The organism is Bacillus sp. AP8 (assembly GCF_000321185.1).
GTDB lineage: Bacteria > Bacillota > Bacilli > Bacillales > DSM-1321 > Bacillus_AD > Bacillus_AD massilioanorexius.
Genome location: NZ_CAPG01000038.1, coordinates 53,863 through 74,008, shown reverse-complemented (window position 1 = coordinate 74,008; position 20,146 = coordinate 53,863). Strand labels below are relative to the sequence as shown.

The 20,146-nt window shown below is 35.6% G+C and carries 16 protein-coding genes; 14 read left to right on the top strand and 2 right to left on the bottom strand.

Annotation, left to right across the window (positions count from 1 at the left end; translation table 11 throughout):
* Nucleotides 1–56: 56 nt before the first annotated feature.
* From lspA to pyrE, 12 genes are all read left to right on the top strand, one after another.
* Nucleotides 57–527, top strand: coding sequence for a signal peptidase II (gene lspA / locus BN349_RS11095; RefSeq protein ID WP_019242383.1), 471 nt, complete (start codon nt 57–59; stop codon nt 525–527).
* Nucleotides 520–1,431 carry an RluA family pseudouridine synthase gene (locus tag BN349_RS11090; protein ID WP_019242382.1) on the top strand — a complete coding sequence of 304 codons (912 nt, stop codon included), beginning with the start codon at nt 520–522 and terminating at the stop codon, nt 1,429–1,431. Before lspA ends, BN349_RS11090 begins: the two co-directional genes overlap by 8 nt.
* A gap of 202 nt (nt 1,432–1,633) precedes the next feature.
* The gene (gene pyrR / locus BN349_RS11085) at nt 1,634–2,176 is read left to right on the top strand and encodes a bifunctional pyr operon transcriptional regulator/uracil phosphoribosyltransferase PyrR (RefSeq protein WP_019242381.1); all 543 of its coding nucleotides are present in this window, start codon (nt 1,634–1,636) and stop codon (nt 2,174–2,176) included.
* Nucleotides 2,177–2,328: 152 nt separating this feature from the next.
* Nucleotides 2,329–3,636: a solute carrier family 23 protein gene (locus tag BN349_RS11080; RefSeq protein ID WP_019242380.1), complete on the top strand. Its 1,308-nt coding sequence runs from the start codon at nt 2,329–2,331 to the stop codon at nt 3,634–3,636.
* A gap of 189 nt (nt 3,637–3,825) precedes the next feature.
* Nucleotides 3,826–4,764: an aspartate carbamoyltransferase catalytic subunit gene (locus tag BN349_RS11075; protein ID WP_019242379.1), complete on the top strand. Its 939-nt coding sequence runs from the start codon at nt 3,826–3,828 to the stop codon at nt 4,762–4,764.
* Complete coding sequence (locus BN349_RS11070; protein ID WP_019242378.1) at nt 4,730–6,016, top strand: dihydroorotase; 1,287 nt, start codon at nt 4,730–4,732, stop codon at nt 6,014–6,016. Before BN349_RS11075 ends, BN349_RS11070 begins: the two co-directional genes overlap by 35 nt.
* Entirely contained in the window at nt 6,013–7,098 is a 1,086-nt protein-coding gene (locus BN349_RS11065; RefSeq protein WP_019242377.1) for a carbamoyl phosphate synthase small subunit, read from the top strand. The genes BN349_RS11070 and BN349_RS11065 overlap by 4 nt, the downstream gene beginning before the upstream one ends.
* Entirely contained in the window at nt 7,098–10,301 is a 3,204-nt protein-coding gene (gene carB / locus BN349_RS11060) for a carbamoyl-phosphate synthase large subunit (protein ID WP_019242376.1), read from the top strand. The genes BN349_RS11065 and carB overlap by 1 nt, the downstream gene beginning before the upstream one ends.
* Entirely contained in the window at nt 10,301–11,080 is a 780-nt protein-coding gene (locus BN349_RS11055; RefSeq protein ID WP_019242375.1) for a dihydroorotate dehydrogenase electron transfer subunit, read from the top strand. The genes carB and BN349_RS11055 overlap by 1 nt, the downstream gene beginning before the upstream one ends.
* Nucleotides 11,077–11,988, top strand: a complete 912-nt coding sequence (locus BN349_RS11050) for a dihydroorotate dehydrogenase (RefSeq protein WP_019242374.1) — start codon at nt 11,077–11,079, stop codon at nt 11,986–11,988. The genes BN349_RS11055 and BN349_RS11050 overlap by 4 nt, the downstream gene beginning before the upstream one ends.
* Nucleotides 11,988–12,701, top strand: coding sequence for an orotidine-5'-phosphate decarboxylase (pyrF, locus tag BN349_RS11045; RefSeq protein WP_019242373.1), 714 nt, complete (start codon nt 11,988–11,990; stop codon nt 12,699–12,701). The genes BN349_RS11050 and pyrF overlap by 1 nt, the downstream gene beginning before the upstream one ends.
* Nucleotides 12,701–13,333: an orotate phosphoribosyltransferase gene (gene pyrE / locus BN349_RS11040; protein WP_019242372.1), complete on the top strand. Its 633-nt coding sequence runs from the start codon at nt 12,701–12,703 to the stop codon at nt 13,331–13,333. The genes pyrF and pyrE overlap by 1 nt, the downstream gene beginning before the upstream one ends.
* 65 nt (nt 13,334–13,398) lie before the next feature.
* Here pyrE and BN349_RS11035 read toward each other — a convergent pair whose 3' ends face one another.
* Nucleotides 13,399–13,968 (bottom strand): GNAT family N-acetyltransferase, encoded by a 570-nt coding sequence (locus BN349_RS11035; RefSeq protein WP_019242371.1) that lies wholly within the window; start codon nt 13,966–13,968, stop codon nt 13,399–13,401.
* 208 nt (nt 13,969–14,176) lie between these two features.
* On the bottom strand, nt 14,177–15,883 hold the full coding sequence (locus BN349_RS11030; protein ID WP_019242370.1) for an Rqc2 family fibronectin-binding protein: 1,707 nt from the start codon (nt 15,881–15,883) through the stop codon (nt 14,177–14,179).
* 513 nt (nt 15,884–16,396) lie between these two features.
* Between BN349_RS11030 and BN349_RS11025 the strand changes: the two genes are divergently transcribed.
* Together BN349_RS11025 and BN349_RS11020 are read left to right on the top strand one after the other, a co-directional pair.
* On the top strand, nt 16,397–19,072 hold the full coding sequence (locus BN349_RS11025) for a cation-translocating P-type ATPase (RefSeq protein WP_026089279.1): 2,676 nt from the start codon (nt 16,397–16,399) through the stop codon (nt 19,070–19,072).
* A 154-nt stretch (nt 19,073–19,226) separates the two neighbouring features.
* Nucleotides 19,227–20,102, top strand: a complete 876-nt coding sequence (locus tag BN349_RS11020; protein WP_019242368.1) for a YicC/YloC family endoribonuclease — start codon at nt 19,227–19,229, stop codon at nt 20,100–20,102.
* Nucleotides 20,103–20,146: the final 44 nt, after the last annotated feature.

Genomic DNA, 20,146 nt, shown 5'->3' with positions numbered 1-20,146 from the left:
TCGCAATATGCTACAATTCTATTTATCATTACTAATTAAGAAGTTGGGGGATTACTGTGATTTATTATTTAATAGCTCTTTTGGTTATTGCATTAGATCAAATAACAAAAGTTATCATTGATAAGACTATGGAAATAGGCGATAGTATACAAGTTATCAATAATTTCTTAAATATTACCTCACATCGTAATACAGGTGCTGCTTGGGGAATATTAGCAGGGAAAATGTGGTTGTTCTACATAATTACAGTGATCGTAATCGTTGTGTTAGTATATTATATTCAAAAAATGGGTAAAACTCATATGTTGTTAGGAACATCACTAGCATTAATGCTTGGTGGAGCAATTGGCAACTTTATCGATCGCTTATTTAGAAAAGAAGTAGTTGATTTTGTCGATACTAATATTTTTGGTTATGATTTTCCTGTTTTTAATGTAGCTGATTCGGCTTTGACAATTGGTGTTATTTTATTGATGATTTTTATGTTTTTTGAAGAAAAATTAATGAAGGAGAAAAAGAATGGATAATGTTTCGTACATCATAGATGAAGAAAGTAAAGGAGAACGTCTCGATAAATTTCTTTCATCTAAAAATGAAGATCTTTCTCGTACACAAGTGCAATTGTTAATGAAGGATGGTCATGTTTTAGTCAATGGTAAAACGGTTAAGACAAATTATAAGTGTCAAATTAATGATCAAGTGACGATTACTATTCCACCTCCAGTAGAGCTCGACATTCAAGCAGAAGAAATGGATTTAGACATTTATTATGAGGATGAGGATGTTCTAGTTGTTAATAAGCCTAAGGGAATGGTCGTGCATCCAGCGCCAGGTCACACAAGTGGTACCTTAGTGAATGGATTAATGGCACATTGTAAAGATCTTTCTGGTATTAATGGTGTAATGCGCCCAGGTATTGTACATCGAATTGACAAGGATACATCAGGTCTTCTAATGGTAGCGAAAAATGACTTGGCTCATGAAGGACTTGTTCAGCAATTAGTTGATAAGACAGTGACAAGAAAGTATAAAGCGATTGTTCATGGGGTCATTCAACATAATCACGGTACAATCGATGCGCCTATAGGCAGAGATAAGCAAGATCGTCAAAGTATGACAGTTGTACCAGATGGAAAGCATGCTGTGACACATTTTGAAGTAGTGGAAACTTTTAAAAATTTCACATTGGTGGAATGTCAGTTAGAAACAGGAAGAACTCATCAAATTCGTGTTCATATGAAATATATTGGTTATCCGCTTGCAGGTGATCCTAAATACGGTCCGAAAAAGACATTAGATCTTGGCGGACAAGCTCTACATGCAGGTGTTTTAGGATTTATCCATCCACGAACAAAGGAATATCTAGAATTTAATGCCCCACTACCAGAATACTTCACAAATCTATTGTCGAAATTAAGAAAAGAGCATTGACAATATAATATTTAGATAGTATTATAATTACAGTTAAATAAGAGCCTTTAAAACAGTCCCGAGAGACTGAGAAGGAAACGGAATAACCTAATACATTCTTTATAGAATGTTGTAAATTGGTATGGCCAAATCCTCTTGCATCGGGCAAGAGGATTTTTTATTTCGTTACCTACTTTATTTTAAGATAGGGGTGCCGTACATAGTGAATGAAAAAGCTGTCGTACTAGATGAGCAAGCGATAAGAAGAGCACTCACAAGGATTGCTCATGAAATTATTGAGAAAAACAAAGGTATTGAAGAATGTGTGCTAGTTGGTATTAAAACAAGAGGAATTTTTATCGCCAATAGACTAGCCGAAAAAATTGAACAAATTGAGGGTAAAGCGATTCAAGTTGGGGAACTTGATATTACACTTTACCGAGATGATTTAAGCAAGAAGAATCATGATGGTGAACCTTTTGTTAAAGGATCTAATATACCAATTGATATTACCAATAAGAAGGTTATATTGGTTGATGATGTTTTGTATACAGGAAGAACAGTTCGAGCTGCGATGGACGCACTAGTTGATTTAGGTAGACCTTCACAAATACAATTAGGTGTACTTGTTGATAGAGGACATAGAGAACTTCCGATTAGAGCTGATTATGTTGGGAAAAATGTTCCGACATCATTAGCGGAAAAGATTACAGTCAGTTTAACTGAAGTGGATGGTTTAGATAAAGTAAGTATTTTTGATAAATAGAGATACCCTTTTAATGATAGTCCTGCGAGGCTAACAAAGGGAAGAAGCTGCTAGTCATTCTGTATTATAGAAAACTAGTATGTCATTCTGCCCTTAAAGCCCTCGTTTAGACGAGGGCTTTTGTTTTATAACAAGGTGGGGAGGAATACAAAATGGAACAACAAGTAAGAGACAGAGTTTTAGATGTAGAGGAAGTGCCAAAGCCGTTTCAATGGTTAACGCTTAGCATTCAGCACGTATTCGCAATGTTTGGGGCAACGGTGCTTGTACCGTTTTTGACAGGTTTAAGTCCCGCTGTTGCATTAGTATCAAGTGGTTTAGGAACTTTAGCTTATTTATTAATTACGAAGGGGCAAATACCAGCATACTTAGGTTCATCCTTTGCGTTTATTGCACCTATTGGTCTAGCAAAAAGTTTGGGCGGTCCAGAATCGGTTATGTTTGGTTGTTTCCTTGCGGGGATTGTTTATGGAATTATCGCACTCATTATAAAAAAAGCCGGTGTCAATTGGTTATTTAAAATTTTACCACCAGTAGTAGTTGGTCCAGTTATCATGGTTATTGGATTAGGTTTAGCGGGAACGGCTGCAGGGATGGCCATGTATAAAAATTTTGGTACACCAGATCAAGAGTATAGTTTAACACATTTTAGTGTAGCACTTGTTACCTTGGCAATTACGATTATTGCATCAGTATTCTTAAAAGGATTTTTAAAAATTATTCCTATATTAATTGGTATTATCGCAGGATATTTAACTGCGATTGCAGTAGGAATTGTCGATTTTGATGGTGTCAAGGCAGCTCCTTGGTTTGAAGTACCACAATTCATGGTACCTTTTGTGAACTATGATCCAGTTATAAGTTGGGAAATTGCGATAGTAATGATTCCAGTTGCAGTAGTAACACTGTCTGAACATATTGGACATCAGCTAGTTTTAAGTAAGGTAGTAGGAAGAAACTTTATTAAAAAACCAGGTCTTCACCGCTCGATTTTAGGTGATGGAACAGGAATTATTATTGGTTCATTCATTGGAGGTCCACCACTTACATCTTATGGTGAAAACATTGGAGTATTAGCGATTACACGTGCTTTCAGTGTGTATGTAATTGGAGGAGCGGCAACAATTGCCATCATGTTTGGATTCGTAGGAAAGATTTCAGCATTAATTAATTCGATTCCACAAGCTGTAATGGGTGGTATCTCAATCCTTCTATTCGGGATTATTGCATCAAGTGGTCTTCGTATGTTAATTGATAATAAAGTAGACTTTGGTAAAAATAGAAACTTAATTATCGCTTCAGTTATCTTAGTATTAGGAATTGGTGGAGCATTCATACAAATTGGAGAACAATTCTCACTTTCAGGAATGGCTTTAGCAGCAATCGTCGGAGTTATCTTAAACTTAGTATTACCTGGTGCAGAGACACCAAAGGATATGTTTGAAGAAAAAACAGAATAAGGTTCACCTTTTAAAAAGAAGTCCAGAGAGGCTTATAAGGGTGTAAAAAAAATAGAACGTACACTTCATATACAATTTGTAATGGATTGTATATGAAGTACGAGCTATTTAAAAAAGCACCCTAAATCAAATGTTTAGGGTGCTTTTTTAGAAAGTTTTGCGTTTAATTCGTAAAGGAGGAAGACACTAATGAATCATTTATTAACAACTAATGAGTTATCTGTTACAGAAATTAATGAAATATTAAATGATGCAAGAAACTTCGCAAACGGGGATGTATGGACACCAAATTGTCAGACATTTACGGCTAATTTATTTTTTGAAAACAGCACAAGAACGAAAGTGAGTTTTGAAGTAGCTGAAAGAAAACTTGGATTAGATGTAATTCCTTTTGAAGTATCGACTTCTAGTGTACAAAAAGGTGAAACGCTTTACGATACAGTAAAAACTTTAGAATCAATTGGAGTAGGAGCAGTGGTAATCCGCCACTATGAAGATCAATACTTCAATCAGCTAATCAATAAGGTAAATATACCTATAATAAATGCTGGAGATGGCTGCGGACATCATCCAACACAATGTCTATTAGATTTATTAACCATAGTTCAAGAGTTTGGCAGTTTTAAAGGATTAAAAGTAGCGATTATTGGTGATATACGACATAGTCGTGTTGCTCGTTCAAATGCCGATGCTTTAACAAGATTGGGAGCAACTGTTGTGTTCTCAGGCCCACAAGAGTGGTTTGATGAAACAATTCGAACTGGAGAATATGAAGATATAGATACAGCTGTTCAAACATCAGATGTTGTAATGTTATTAAGAATTCAACACGAACGTCATGATGAGGAAATGGTTGGAAGTAAAGAAGAATATCTACAAAGATATGGACTTACGAAGGAACGAGAAAGACAAATGAAAGAGAAAAGCATCATTATGCATCCTGCACCAGTCAATCGTAATGTAGAGATAGATGAAGAGTTAATAGAATGTGAACGTTCTAGAATATTTAAACAAATGGAAAACGGTGTTTTTATTCGTATGGCTGTACTTAAGAGAGCATTAAAAGGAACAAAAGCTGAAGGGAGAATTATCAATGGCAACTTTAATAAAGAATGGTCAATTGTTTAATAATGAAGGCAAACTAGAAGCAAAGGATTTAAAAATAGATAACGGATATATTGTTGAGATTGCTGACCAAATTAACGATAATGACTGTGAAATAATTGATGCTACTGGATTAGTAGTATCACCAGGTTTTGTAGACTTACATGTTCATTTACGTGAGCCAGGTGGGGAGAAGAAAGAAACGATTGAAACTGGTACTAAAGCAGCAGCTCGTGGTGGTTTTACAACTGTTGCTGCAATGCCAAATACTCGTCCAGTTCCAGATACAAAAGAAAATATGACTAACTTGATGAAACGTATCGAAGAAACTGCGGTTGTACGCGTTTTACCATATGGTTCTATTACAATACGTGAAGCAGGTCAGGAGTTAACAAATCTTGATGAATTAAAACAAGCTGGTGCATTTGCCTTCACTGATGATGGTGTTGGAGTACAATCAGCGGCAATGATGTTAGAAGCAATGAAAAATGCCGCAAAAGTAGATGCAGCTATTGTAGCGCACTGTGAAGAAAATACGTTGATTAATAAAGGTTGTGTGCATGAAGGAGAATTTTCTAAAAAGCATGGGCTAAATGGTATACCATCTGTTTGTGAATCGGTTCAAATTGCCAGAGATGTTCTTTTAGCTGAAGCGGCAGATTGTCACTATCATGTCTGCCATATTAGTACAGAAGGCTCGGTGCGAGTGGTAAGAGATGCTAAAAGAGCTGGGATCAAAGTAACAGCAGAAGTTACACCACATCATTTGTTACTTTGTGAAGATGATATTCCAGGTCTTGATACAAACTATAAAATGAATCCACCGCTAAGAGGAAAGAAAGACCATGCAGCATTAATTGAAGGATTATTAGATGGAACAATTGATTTTATTGCGACAGATCATGCGCCTCATACAGCAGAAGAAAAAGCTGAGAAAATCGAATTAGCGCCATTTGGAATTGTTGGTTTGGAAACAGCATTTCCTCTTCTTTACACACATTTAGTAGAAAAGCACATTATTACACTAGAGCAATTATTAAGCTTTTTAACAAGTAAACCTTCAGAAGCATTTAAGCTTCCATATGGAACATTACAAGAAGGGAAGCTAGCTGATGTAGTGTTACTTGATTTAAATGAAGAGAAAGAAATTGATGTTAAAGAATTTGCCTCTAAAGGAATCAATACTCCTTTTGCAGGTTGGAACTGTAAGGGATGGCCAGTATTAACAATGGTCGAAGGAAAAGTAGTTTGGCAGAAGGAGAGCATTCAAGCATGAAAAGACAACTGATTTTAGAAGATGGAACAGTATTCATAGGGGAAGCATTCGGAGCGGATGTTGAGAGAATGGGAGAGGTTGTATTTAATACTGGAATGACAGGATATCAAGAAGTGTTATCGGATCCTTCATATTGCGGTCAAATCGTTACCCTCACATACCCACTGATTGGAAATTACGGAATTAATAGAGATGATTTTGAATCGATTACACCTGCTATTTCAGGATTTATAGTAAAAGAAGTGGCAGATTTCCCATCTAACTGGAGAAATGAATGTACGTTAGATGAGTATTTTAAACGTAATAAAATTCCTGGAATCTCAGGGATTGATACTAGAAAATTAACAAGAATTATCCGTCAATACGGTACATTAAAAGGTGCTTTAACGAATGTTGAAAAAAAACCAGAAGATGTTATTGAAATTTTAAAGGCAACGGTTTTACCTAACGACCAAGTAAAGAAAGTATCTACAAAAAGAGCTTACCCAAGTCCAGGAAGAGGTTCTCGAGTTGTATTAGTTGATTTTGGTATGAAGCACGGAATTCTTCGTGAACTAAATAAAAGAGATTGTGATGTAGTCGTTGTACCTTACAATATAACAGCTGAAGAGATTCTGAACTTAAGTCCAGATGGAATTATGTTATCAAATGGACCTGGTGATCCAAAGGATGTTCCTCAAGCAATTGAAATGATCAAAGGTGTGCAAGGGAAGGTACCTCTGTTTGGGATTTGTTTAGGACATCAGTTATTCGCTTTAGCAAATGGAGCAAACACAGCACCATTGAAATTCGGTCATCGTGGTTCAAATCATCCTGTAAAAGATTTAGCTACAGGTAAGATTTCGATTACATCTCAAAACCACGGATATACGGTTGAAGAAGATTCGATAGGCAATACACCATTAGAAATTACACATATTGCATTAAATGATGGAACGGTAGAAGGTTTAAAACATAAGGAATACCCAGCATTCACCGTACAATATCATCCAGAAGCATCGCCTGGTCCAGAGGATGCAAATGGATTATTTAATCAATTCATTAACATGATTGAAGCAGCAAAAGCGGAGGTAGAAAAATAATGCCAAAACGTACAGACATTAAAAGCATACTTGTTATAGGCTCAGGTCCTATCATTATCGGTCAAGCAGCGGAATTTGATTATGCGGGAACCCAAGCTTGTATTGCACTTAAAGAAGAAGGCTACCGAGTTATTTTAATAAACTCCAACCCAGCAACAATCATGACAGATACTGAAATAGCAGATGCTGTTTACATAGAACCGTTAACACTTGAATTCGTTAGTAAAATCATTCGTAAAGAACGCCCAGATGCATTGCTACCCACATTAGGAGGTCAAACAGGGCTAAACTTAGCTGTTGAACTTTCTGAAGCGGGTGTTCTTGAAGAATGTGGCGTAGAGATTCTTGGAACAAAACTTTCAGCGATTGAACAAGCAGAAGATCGTGATCTTTTCAGAACTCTAATGAATGAGTTAGGAGAACCAGTACCTGACAGTGATATCATTCACACTCTTGAAGAAGCATATACGTTCGTTAACCGTGTAGGATATCCAATTATAGTAAGACCTGCATTCACACTTGGTGGAACTGGCGGTGGTATTTGTTCTAATGAAGAAGAACTAATTGAAATCGTAACTAGTGGATTGAAACATAGCCCTGTAACACAGTGTTTAATTGAAAAAAGTATTGCAGGCTTTAAAGAAATCGAATACGAAGTAATGCGAGATAGCAATGACAATGCAATTGTCGTATGTAATATGGAAAATATTGATCCGGTTGGTGTACACACTGGTGATTCAATCGTTGTTGCGCCAAGCCAAACATTAAGTGATCGTGAATATCAATTATTACGTAACTGTTCTTTAAAAATTATCCGTGCCCTACAAATAGAAGGTGGATGTAATGTTCAGCTTGCACTAGATCCAGATAGCTTCAATTACTATATTATCGAAGTAAATCCACGTGTAAGCCGTTCGTCAGCACTTGCTTCTAAAGCAACTGGTTACCCAATTGCAAAATTAGCAGCAAAAATTGCTGTTGGATTAACTTTAGATGAAATGATGAACCCTGTAACAGGCAAAACATACGCAAGCTTTGAACCAGCATTAGACTATGTAGTTTCTAAAATCCCTAGATGGCCTTTTGATAAATTTGAATCAGCCAATCGCCACCTTGGAACACAAATGAAAGCTACTGGTGAAGTAATGGCAATTGGTCGTTCGTTGGAAGAGTCGCTGTTAAAAGCAGTACGTTCATTAGAATCTGGTATTTATCATCTTGGTTTAAAAGATGACGAACAGATTACAGATGAGTTAATTGAGAAGCGTATTAGAAAAGCTGGTGATGAGCGTTTATTCTATATTGGTGAAGCGTTAAGACGTGGAGTAACAATTGAAACTATTCACGCTTGGAGCAAAATCGACTTGTTCTTCCTGAAAAAGTTTGAGAATATTATTAAGCTAGAAAAAGAAGTAGCAAGTGCACCATTTAATTTAGAAGTAGCAACAAAAGCAAAAGAATCCGGTTTTGCGGATATTACTATTGCGAAGTTATGGAATTCAACAGAATTAGATGTTTACAATTGGAGAAAAGAAAATCAATTAACACCTGTTTACAAAATGGTTGATACTTGTGCAGCGGAATTTGAATCAGAAACTCCTTATTTCTACGGAACATACGAAGAAGAAAATGAAAGTATTGTAACAGATCGTAAGAGTGTAATCGTACTAGGTTCAGGTCCAATTCGCATCGGTCAAGGTGTAGAGTTTGATTATGCAACTGTTCACTCTGTATGGGCAATTAATCAAGCTGGCTATGAAGCAATTATTATTAACAACAATCCTGAAACGGTTTCAACAGATTTTAGCATTTCGGATAAGCTGTATTTTGAGCCATTAACAATTGAAGATGTTATGCATATTATCGATCTTGAAAAACCAGAGGGTGTAGTTGTTCAATTTGGTGGTCAAACAGCTATTAACCTAGCCGATAAATTAGTTGAACGTGGTGTGAAAATACTAGGAACTTCACTTGAAGATTTAGATCGCGCTGAAAACCGAGATAAATTTGAACATGCTTTAACCGAACTAGGAATTCCACAGCCGAAAGGGAAAACAGCAACATCGGTTGAAGAAGCAGTAACCATTGCAACAGATATCGGATATCCAGTATTGGTACGTCCTTCATATGTATTAGGAGGTCGTGCAATGGAAATTGTTTATAAAGAACAGGAGCTACTGCATTATATGGAAAATGCGGTAAAAGTAAATCCAGAGCATCCTGTATTGATTGACCGCTATGTAACAGGGAAAGAAATTGAGGTTGATGCTATTTCAGATGGAAAAGATGTTGTAATCCCTGGAATAATGGAGCATATTGAGCGAGCTGGAGTTCACTCAGGCGATAGTATTGCGGTATATCCACCTCAAAATATTTCACAAATCGTGAAAGATAAAATTATTGCTTATACGAAAAGTCTTGCAAGAGGACTAAATATTATTGGGTTATTGAATATTCAATACGTTGTAAAAGACGATGATGTATTTGTTATTGAAGTAAATCCTCGCTCAAGTCGTACAGTGCCATTTTTAAGTAAAATTACAAATGTACCAATGGCGAATGTAGCGACAAAAGTAATATTAGGACAAAGCTTAAAAGAGCAAGGATATCAATCAGGGCTTGTTAAAGAGCAAGATGGTGTCTTTGTTAAAGTCCCAGTATTCTCGTTTGCAAAACTGAGAAGAGTGGATATTACATTAGGACCTGAGATGAAATCTACAGGTGAAGTAATGGGAAAAGATTCAACATTAGAAAAAGCTCTATACAAAGGTTTAGTAGCTTCCGGTATTCAAATGAAAATGCATGGATCTGTACTATTAACAATTGCGGATAAAGATAAAGAGGAAGCATTACAGTTAGCGAAAAGATTCCATAACATTGGCTATCAACTATTGGCGACAAGTGGAACAGCCTCATTATTACAAAAAGCAGGAATTCCGGTTAAGATTGTTAATAAAATCGGATCTGATGAGCCAACCTTACTAGATGTAATTCGAAATGGCGAGGCACAATTTGTTATTAATACGTTAACAAAAGGTAAACAACCAGAACGAGATGGATTTAGAATTCGTCGTGAGTCAGTTGAAAATGGAGTACCATGTTTAACTTCACTTGATACAGCTGAAGCGATTTTGCGAGTATTTGAATCAATGACTTTTTCAGCTGAAGCCATGCACAAATTGCAAAAGGAAGGTGCAATTTAATGAAGAAAAATGAAAGATTAACAGTCATTAGTCAGAATGAAATTGCACAATCAATTTTCGAGCTTACCCTTCAGGGTGAGCTCGTTTCTGAGATGAAGCAACCTGGTCAATTTGTTCATATTAAAGTATCGGATAGTTTTGAGCCACTTCTAAGAAGACCGATTAGTATTTGTTCTATTAATCCCAAATTAAATCAATTTACAATGATCTATCGCGCAGAAGGAAGAGGGACAAAATTATTAGCTGAAAAAAGAGCTAATGAAACAGTTGATGTATTAGGACCATTAGGAAATGGCTTTCCTATAGAAGAAGCTAGAAATGGTGAGATAGCTCTTCTAGTTGGTGGTGGAATTGGTGTACCACCACTTTATGAACTATCTCAACGTTTAGTGGAAAAAGGAGTTAAAGTAATTCACGTTTTAGGCTTTCAGTCCCAAAATGTCGCATTCTATGAAGAAAAATTCTCTGCATTAGGCGATACCTATATAGCGACTGTCGATGGTTCATTAGGTGAACAAGGGTTTGTTACCGATATTATTGAAAAAAAAGCGATAGATTTTGATATTTTATATTCTTGTGGACCTACGCCAATGCTAAAAGCATTAGAAAACAATTATTCTCATAAAAAAGTATTCTTATCTCTTGAAGAAAGAATGGGTTGTGGAATTGGAGCATGTTATGCATGTGTATGTAAAACAAACGATAATCGTCCAGGTCATAATTACAAAAAAGTCTGCAGCGACGGACCAGTTTTTCGTTCGGGAGAGGTGATCCTATGAGTAAATTACAGATAGAACTACCAGGTTTATCACTTAAAAATCCTATCATGCCTGCGTCTGGATGCTTTGGTTTTGGTAAAGAGTTTAGTGAGTTATATGATTTAAATGTATTAGGATCCATTATGATCAAAGCTACAACAGTAGAAAGTAGATTTGGAAATCCAACACCACGCGTTGCTGAGACACATGCAGGTATGTTAAATGCTATAGGTCTACAAAATCCTGGATTAGAGCATGTAATGAATAATGAATTAAAATGGTTAGAGCAATTTGATCTTCCTATTATTGCAAATGTCGCAGGTTCTACTGAGGAAGATTATGTTGAAGTTGCTAAAGAAATATCTACTGCAACAAACGTTTCAGCACTCGAATTAAATATTTCTTGTCCCAACGTTAAAGAAGGCGGTATCGCCTTTGGTACGGATCCAGAAACGGCCAAACGTTTAACGAGAAAAGTAAAAGAAGCTTCTCAAGTACCTGTTTATGTAAAGCTATCTCCAAACGTAACAAATATTGTTGAAATGGCAAAAGCTGTTGAAGACGGTGGAGCAGATGGTTTAACAATGATTAATACATTGTTAGGTATGAAATTAGATTTGAAAACGGCAAAACCAGTAATAGCTAATAAAACAGGTGGCTTATCCGGACCTGCTATTAAACCCGTTGCCATCCGTATGATTCATGAAGTTAGTCAACAAGTCAATATTCCAATCATCGGTATGGGTGGTATAACGAATGCTGAAGATGTGATTGAATTTTTTTATGCAGGAGCAAGTGCAGTAGCAGTTGGAACTGCAAACTTTGTGGATCCTTTTGTTTGCCCAACTATTATTGAAAAACTTCCAGCTTTACTTGAAGAATTAGGATATGGGCATATCACAGAATGCATCGGAAGGAGCTGGAAATAGTGAATAAATCACTTATAGTAGCATTAGATTTTAATAGTTTAAAAGAAGTGACAAGTTTTTTAGATCAATTTGAGAATGAGAGTTTATTTGTAAAGGTTGGCATGGAATTATACTATAGTGCTGGGCCTAGTATTATTGAAGAAATTAAAAATCGAGGACATAAAATATTTTTAGATTTAAAGCTTCATGATATTCCGAATACAGTTAAGCAGGCGATGAAAGTTCTGGCTACACTAGATGTAGACTTAGTAAATGTCCATGCTGCTGGTGGTAAGAGAATGATGAGTGCAGCATTAGAAGGTTTACTCGAGGGTACAGCTCAAGGTAAGCAACGTCCATTAATCATTGCTGTGACTCAACTTACATCTACTACTGAAGAGGAAATGAAGCAAGACCAGCGTATAGAAATTAGCTTAGAAGAGTCCGTTTTATCATATGCTACACTAGCCAAAGAAGCTGGATTAGACGGCGTTGTATGTTCAACTCATGAGGTTGAAAGAATTCATGAACTGTTAGGTAATGACTTTTTAACTGTTACGCCAGGTATACGTATGGCAGATGATGATGCTCATGATCAAAAACGTATTGCAACACCAGAAAAAGCAAGATTATTAGGTACAAATGCTATTGTTGTAGGTAGAACGATTACAAAGGCAGCATCACCAGTTGAAGCCTATCGATTAGTTAAACATGCTTGGGAGGGTACTAATTAATGAAAGTTACAATTGCAGAACAATTATTAGATATAAAAGCTGTATTTTTACAACCAAATGATCCTTTTACTTGGTCGTCTGGAATGAAATCACCTATTTATTGCGATAATCGATTAACATTATCATATCCGACAGTTCGTAAAAATATTGCAAAAGGTTTGGTTCAATTAATTCAGAAATTTTATCCTGAAGCTGAACTAATTGCTGGAACTGCAACAGCTGGAATTCCACATGCTGCTTGGGTGAGCGATCAAATGAATTTACCAATGTGTTATATTCGTTCAAAAGCTAAAGGGCATGGAAAAGGAAATCAAATTGAAGGAATTGCAGCACCTGGTCAAAAAGTAGTTGTTGTAGAAGATTTAATTTCAACAGGCGGAAGTGTTATAACAGCTGTACAGGCACTAAGAGAAGCAGGCTGTGAAGTGTTAGGTGTTGTTTCAATTTTTACGTATGAACTTGCAAAAGGTAAAGAACAGTTAGAAGCTGAGGGTATTGTCAATCATTCTTTAAGTAATTATTCAACATTAGTAGAAGTCGCACAAGAAAAAGGATATATTGCTGAGGAAGATGTGCAAAAATTAACAAAGTGGCGTGAAACTCCAACAGAAACGGCTTGGATGGAAGCGTAAAATTGCCCATATAAAAGGCCATAAAAAGGTGATGAAAATTCCCTTTTTATGGCCTTTATTTTTTACTATTCATTAGTAGTTAATTCTTCTTTAAGAATAGAATATAGTTTTATATCTTGGTGTCGCCCTTTAACAAATATGGCCTTTCTCATAGTTCCCTCATATGTAAAACCATTTTTTTCGAGCACCCGTTGAGACCCGATATTTTCTACAAAACAACGAGCTTGAATTCTAACTAAATCCATGTTGTTGAAACCAAACTTTATAACAGCTTCAGCTGCTTCAGATGTAATACCTTTTCTCCAATAATATTTAGATATGGCATAGCCTATTTCTGCTATTTTATGTTTAGGATCCCAGGAAACAAAATCGATTGTACCTATTAGTTTATTGCTTTGCTTTAATTGGATTCCCCATGGAGCGACTTTCTTTAAGTAATATTTTTGTTGAGCGAAATGTATGAATCCTTTCGTATCTGCTAATGTTTGGTGAGCCTCCCAAGTAACATATTTACTAACTTCCTCCTGAGAAGTATATTCATACATATCTTCGGCATCTTTCATAGTAATTTTTCGTAAGATAAGTCGTTCGGTTTCTAATTGAGGCATTTGCGCAAAAATGTTTTCCATCTCCATGTAATCACTCCTGGAATACTTGATAGTTTAATTATAGATTTTTTTATGAATAATAAGAAGATAGTATATTGTGAACTTTTTGGTAGATTTATGACAGAGATTGGATTGGCTCGCAGTAAACAAAATAAAACTCCCTAGAATGCAATCTTAGGGAGTTTTATTTTATCTTCTACTTAAATAAATTTCCTTTGTGGAACAATGGTTTGCTTTATTTTTTTAAACTTAAAACGATATCTGCATTTGGGGTTACATAAATCGTTGTTTGATTGTCATAAATTACGTAACCAGGTTTAGAACCTTTTGGCTTTTTAACATTTCTAATCTGAGTATAATCAACAGGAACTTGGCTAGATTCCTTTGCTTTACTATAGTAAGCAGCAATAGTAGCAGCCTCTTGTATGCTTGTATCAGATGGAGAACTATTACGTATAACGACATGGGATCCAGGTATATCCTTCGTATGGAACCATAGCTCATCTCTTTTACTAAGCTTATTTGTTAAAAATTCATTTTGGATATTATTTTTGCCAACAAGTATGAGGTCTCCATCCGAGGAAATATACTCATCTAAAATTGGTTTTGCATCTTTTTTCTTTTTCATCCCTTTTTTATTTCGAACTTTAATATATCCGCCATCTTGAAGTTCTTCTCTTATTTCTTCAATATCTCTTGGTTGAGCTGAATCTAACTGTTGTAAAAGTGAATCGAAATACATGACTTCTTCTTTAGCTAGTTCAATTTGCACAGAGACAATTTTAATCGCATGTTTAGCTTTTTGATATTTCTTAAAGTAGGCTTGCGCATTTTGAGAAGGTGATTTTTGTGGATCTAATGAAATTTTTATTGTATTACCTTCTTCTTCATAGTAATTGATAACGTCAATTTCCGTCATTCCTTGAGTAATTTGAAACATGTTTGCTGTAAGAAGTTCACCTTTCAGCTGAAATTCTTCTGCTTTTTCACTTTCTTGTAATGTGACTTGTAGCTTTGTTATTTTCTTTTCATTTTTTTCCTTTTCGTTATTGATAAAGCGTTCTAAATCCTGAGCTTGTTGTTTTATCCGATCACGAGCTGCCTTACCAAAGTAGAATCGATCTAGCATTTCACTTAAAGTTGTATACGTTTTACACGTTCCCTCAAGATGTGCAATAGGTATACAGTAAAAATGTTCTTTATTTGTATAGAAAATAGATGGCTTATATTGTTGCTGTTGAAAATGTTCCATAACATGTAAAAATGATTTTATGATGTTATCTGAAGTAGGTAATCCACTGTTAAAAAGTATTTCTTTTGCTATGAAAGGCGATAAGCCAGAAAAATGGGCGACAAGCTGCTTGTCTAATTTGCCAGCATTCATATCCAGTGATTTTAGTATATCTGTTTCGGATGCCGTTATTGGATTTAGTTTGTTTTGTTCTGGAGGAAACTTATACAATTGTCCAGGCAAAATAGCACGATAGGAATTGACTGCATAGGATACATGTTTGATACTATCTAAAATAGTGTTGTTTTCGTTGTTAACTAAAATGATGTTACTATGGCGCCCCATAATTTCAACAATTAATTTTTTGTAGCTAATATCCCCTATTTCATTTCTACCTTTGATATCGAAGATGATAATTCGATCCAAATCTTTTTGATATATATTTTCAATGATTGCACCTTCTAGATGCTTGCGCAATAACATGCAGAACATCGGAGGATCTTGAGGATTTTCATAAGCTTCCTCTGTTAGCTGAGCTCTACTATAGCTGGGATGAGCAGATAGTAATAATTTATGATTTTTACCATTCGCTCGAATAATCATAATAATTTCATTTGGATAAGGTTGATGAATTTTATTAATTCTTCCCCCATTTATTGTATGTGTCAATTCTTCACACATTGCTTTTGTAAATAGACCATCGAATGCCATAAAAAAACTTCCTTTTCTTTTTATAAAGTGAAACATTCTTCTAGTTAAGATGGACCTCATCTTAGCATAAAGATTCGTTGATTAAACAGGTTGTTTTCGTATACTTGGTTGCCTACTAAGGAGTGAGTAGTGCTTAAATTCTGCTTCTGGATGCTTCCGTAGGGGTTTCGCATCTTATACTCCAATCAACCGACCTTTTTATCCACTGGTTATCTTCACCAAGCGTATTGGAATGCAACAATCTTTTAGAAAACAACCATTAAATAAGTATTACAATCGCTTGAATTATAGAGATAACATAGTCCGGTTCTGTTTCCAAGGTCTCTTTAGAGGTTAATCCGCCCAAAAGGTTAAAAAGCGACTTCCTAACCAATTTTCCTTATGCTGGTCAGGGCTAAACTAGTTGCTTCCGCTTTTCTAAATAAGTATAGCATTTTTTTGGACGAGTCTGAATAAGCATGATTAAAAGGAGGACAACTCTTTATAGTAACGAAATGGAAGTGAGAGAAATTCATGATGCTTAGAGAAATGAATGTGAAAGAGTTAGAAAGAACTCTGAACACCAATTGTAAAAGTGGTCTAAGTGAGGAAGAAGTGGGGCATCGATTAAAGAAAGATGGGTTCAATGAATTACAAGAAGGAGAAAAACAATCTGCATTACTCGTGTTTTTTAGTCAATTTAAAGATTTTATGGTATTGGTGTTACTTGCAGCAACGTTAATATCCGGTTTGTTAGGAGAATATGTGGATGCCATAGCTATTATTGCGATTGTTGTAATTAATGCATTTTTAGGATTCTTTCAGGAAAGAAAAGCCGAAAAATCATTAGAGGCGCTAAAGGAAATGTCAGCTCCCCAAGTAGTTGTTTTACGGGAGGGGAAATGGCTTAAAATTGTTGCAAAAGAAGTGGTTGTTGGGGATATATTGAAGTTTTCAACCGGAGATCGAATAGGTGCTGATTTACGAATTATTGAAGATTTTTCTTTAGAAATCGAAGAGTCCGCTTTAACAGGTGAATCAGAGGCTGTTACGAAAACATCTTCCCCTGTTTTCCATACAATTCATAGCATTGGTGATGAAGAAAATATGGCATTTATGGGAACGATGGTAACGCGAGGTAAAGGTGTTGGAATAGTAACGGCTATAGGTATGCAGACGGCTATGGGACACATCGCAGATATGCTTCAATCGGCGGAAAAGATGATTACTCCTTTACAGCATAAATTAGAACAGCTAGGAAAAATTTTGATTGTAGCAGCCATTTTTTTAACGATATTAGTGGTAGGGTTAGGAGTATATCAAGGTAATGATTTCTATACAATGGTTTTAGCAGGGGTCTCGTTAGCTGTGGCTGCCATACCAGAGGGATTACCAGCTATCGTTACAGTGGCTTTATCATTAGGCGTCCAAAGAATGATAAAACAAAAAGCAATAGTTAGAAAGCTTCCTGCAGTTGAAACATTAGGTTGTGCATCTGTTATTTGTTCAGATAAAACGGGCACAATGACTCAAAATAAGATGACCGTCACAACGATTTGGAATAGTGGTAAAACGTACTTACTAAGCGGTAAGGGAAATGAAGCAGAAGGTGCGTTTTATGAAAATGATAGAGAATTAAACAGCTTACCTAAGTCGTTACAACAACTACTTACTTTTGGTTTGTTATGTAATTCTTCTGATGTCAGATCAAAGGATGGAAAATTAGTTATTGATGGAAGTGCGACAGAAGGTGCGATTCATATTGCTGCCATAAAGGCTGGGATTACTAAACACCAATTAATGAAACAGTTTAAAATAATTAAAGAATTTCCTTTTGATTCAACAAGAAAAATGATGAGTGTCATCATACAAGATGAGCATGGGAAAAAATTTGCCATTACAAAAGGAGCACCAGATGTCCTTTTGGGAAAATGTAAATCTATTTTGTGGGATGAAAGAGTTCAACGAATGGATCAATCAATCGCGCAGGAAGTTCAGATTTCCATTGATGATATGGCTTCCCATGCGTTAAGAACGATAGCGGTTGGTTATAAACCGCTCACATCTCAAAGTGCATACATAAATGAAAATGATATTGAGCAGGAATTAACGTTAATCGGTTTACAAGGAATGATTGACCCACCTAGACCAGAAGTCAAAGAAGCCGTTGAAGAATGTCGGAAAGCAGGAATTAAGACCATCATGATTACAGGTGATCATGTAACGACCGCTTCAGCTATAGCGAAAAATTTAGGTGTGTTAAATGAGCATCAGTTGGTCGTTGAAGGTAAAGAATTAAACGAAATGAGTATTGAGGAATTGGAAAACGTTGTGGACGATGTTGCTGTATTTGCGCGAGTATCTCCGAAACATAAATTGAAAATTGTAAAAGCATTACAAAATAAGGGACATGTAGTAGCTATGACTGGAGACGGTGTCAATGATGCTCCAGCAATAAAATCTGCAGACATAGGGATTGCAATGGGGATTACAGGAACAGATGTATCGAAGGAAGCTTCTTCCTTAGTTTTGTTAGATGATAATTTTGCTACGATAAAAGCTGCTATTAAAGAAGGAAGAAATATTTATGAGAATATTCGGAAATTTATAAGATACTTATTAGCTTCTAATGTAGGGGAAATTCTTGTTATGTTATTTGCCATGTTACTTGCATTACCTTTACCAATGTTTCCAATACAAATTCTATGGGTGAATCTTGTTACAGACGGTTTACCAGCTATGGCATTAGGTTTGGATCAACCAGAAGGCAATGTTATGAAACGAAATCCTCGTCATCCAAAAGAAGGAGTGTTTGCAAGAGGTTTATGGTGGAAAATAATCTCAAGAGGATTCTTAATAGGGCTAGTTACGTTAATAGCATTTATGTCAGCTTTGCATCTAAATCCGAATCAGGAAAATTATCCTCAAACCATCGCTTTTGTAACCTTATGCTTAGCACAACTGATACATGTGTTTGATTGTCGAAGTGAAAGAAATATTTTTGCAAGGAATCCGTTCGGGAATATGTATTTAGTTTGGGCAGTTATTCTTTCAATGGTAATGGTTCTTGTAGTAGTCTATTATCCTCCTTTACAAGTAATCTTTAAAACAGTTGCTATTCCACTTAAAGATTGGCTAATGATTATTGGATTAGCATCACTACCAACTTTTTTATTGGCAGGGACATTTTTAGTAAGAAAAGCAACGTAACTTATGATATAATCTAAAAGGTAATAGGGTGTCCTCTATTACCTTTTTATATGTATTAAGATGGAAAAAGTGTACCAACAACGCTGTTCATATACATCTGTTTAAGTGCAATACTTAGACTCCATATATGTGCTAGAATTGGAAGTGATTGATAATGGTTATAAGTATGACGGGGTACGGACGTGGTGTGAGTCAAAGTGAGAACTTGCTCATTCATGTTGAAGTGAAAACTGTGAATCATCGATTTTGTGAGTATCATATTAGAATGCCTCGCCAACTACTTATTATAGAGGATAAGGTAAAAAAACAATTAGCTTCATACATAAGAAGAGGAAGAGCAGAAGTATTTATTTCAATTGAAGGCGATGGACTAATCCAAAAAGAACTTCAAGTTGATTGGTCTCTTCTAGATCAATATATAAATAATATGGATATTATTACTGATAAATATCATTTGCATCCTAATAGCTTACATAATTCGGTCGCTCAAATGGAAGATGTGTTTTTCATAAAAGAAAAGCCAATGGATGCTACTGAGGTAGAAACACAAGTTCTTCAAGCGGTTAAGGAAGCTGGAGAACAGCTGAAAAAGATGAGAGAAGCGGAAGGTCTTCTTTTGAAGAAAGATATTCAAACTCAGCTTGAAAAGCTACAAAATACCGTTGAAAAAGTAAAAGATTATGCTCCAGTTGTTATTCAACAATATAAGGAGCGACTCCAACAAAAAATGACGGAATTTACGTCTGGACTGGTTGATGAAATTCGATTACTCAATGAGGTTGCAATCTTTACAGATAAAGCAGATATCAATGAGGAGTTAACGAGGCTAAATAGTCATATCAGTCAGTTTTTATCGACGATCGAGAATGATGAAGCTATGGGAAGAAAACTAGATTTTCTTGTTCAGGAAATGAATCGTGAAGTAAATACCATTGGCTCAAAGGCAAATGATGCCAATATAGCATCTGAAGTTATTGAGATGAAAAGTTTACTTGAAAAAATCAAGGAACAAATACAAAATATAGAATAAACATCGTTTATAGCTCTATTATGAAGGTCAAACTAGTATTATGA

Excerpts from the sequence above, each read along its gene's own strand:
- BN349_RS11090 (WP_019242382.1), top strand. The coding sequence starts at position 520 with ATGGATAATGTTTCGTACATCATAGATGAAGAAAGTAAAGGAGAACGT.
- BN349_RS11080 (WP_019242380.1), top strand. The coding sequence starts at position 2,329 with ATGGAACAACAAGTAAGAGACAGAGTTTTAGATGTAGAGGAAGTGCCA.
- BN349_RS11075 (WP_019242379.1), top strand. The coding sequence starts at position 3,826 with ATGAATCATTTATTAACAACTAATGAGTTATCTGTTACAGAAATTAAT.
- BN349_RS11070 (WP_019242378.1), top strand. The coding sequence starts at position 4,730 with ATGGCAACTTTAATAAAGAATGGTCAATTGTTTAATAATGAAGGCAAA.
- BN349_RS11065 (WP_019242377.1), top strand. The coding sequence starts at position 6,013 with ATGAAAAGACAACTGATTTTAGAAGATGGAACAGTATTCATAGGGGAA.
- carB (WP_019242376.1), top strand. The coding sequence starts at position 7,098 with ATGCCAAAACGTACAGACATTAAAAGCATACTTGTTATAGGCTCAGGT.
- BN349_RS11055 (WP_019242375.1), top strand. The coding sequence starts at position 10,301 with ATGAAGAAAAATGAAAGATTAACAGTCATTAGTCAGAATGAAATTGCA.
- BN349_RS11050 (WP_019242374.1), top strand. The coding sequence starts at position 11,077 with ATGAGTAAATTACAGATAGAACTACCAGGTTTATCACTTAAAAATCCT.
- pyrE (WP_019242372.1), top strand. The coding sequence starts at position 12,701 with ATGAAAGTTACAATTGCAGAACAATTATTAGATATAAAAGCTGTATTT.
- BN349_RS11035 (WP_019242371.1), bottom strand. The coding sequence starts at position 13,968 with ATGGAGATGGAAAACATTTTTGCGCAAATGCCTCAATTAGAAACCGAA.
- BN349_RS11030 (WP_019242370.1), bottom strand. The coding sequence starts at position 15,883 with ATGGCATTCGATGGTCTATTTACAAAAGCAATGTGTGAAGAATTGACA.
- BN349_RS11025 (WP_026089279.1), top strand. The coding sequence starts at position 16,397 with ATGATGCTTAGAGAAATGAATGTGAAAGAGTTAGAAAGAACTCTGAAC.
- BN349_RS11020 (WP_019242368.1), top strand. The coding sequence starts at position 19,227 with ATGGTTATAAGTATGACGGGGTACGGACGTGGTGTGAGTCAAAGTGAG.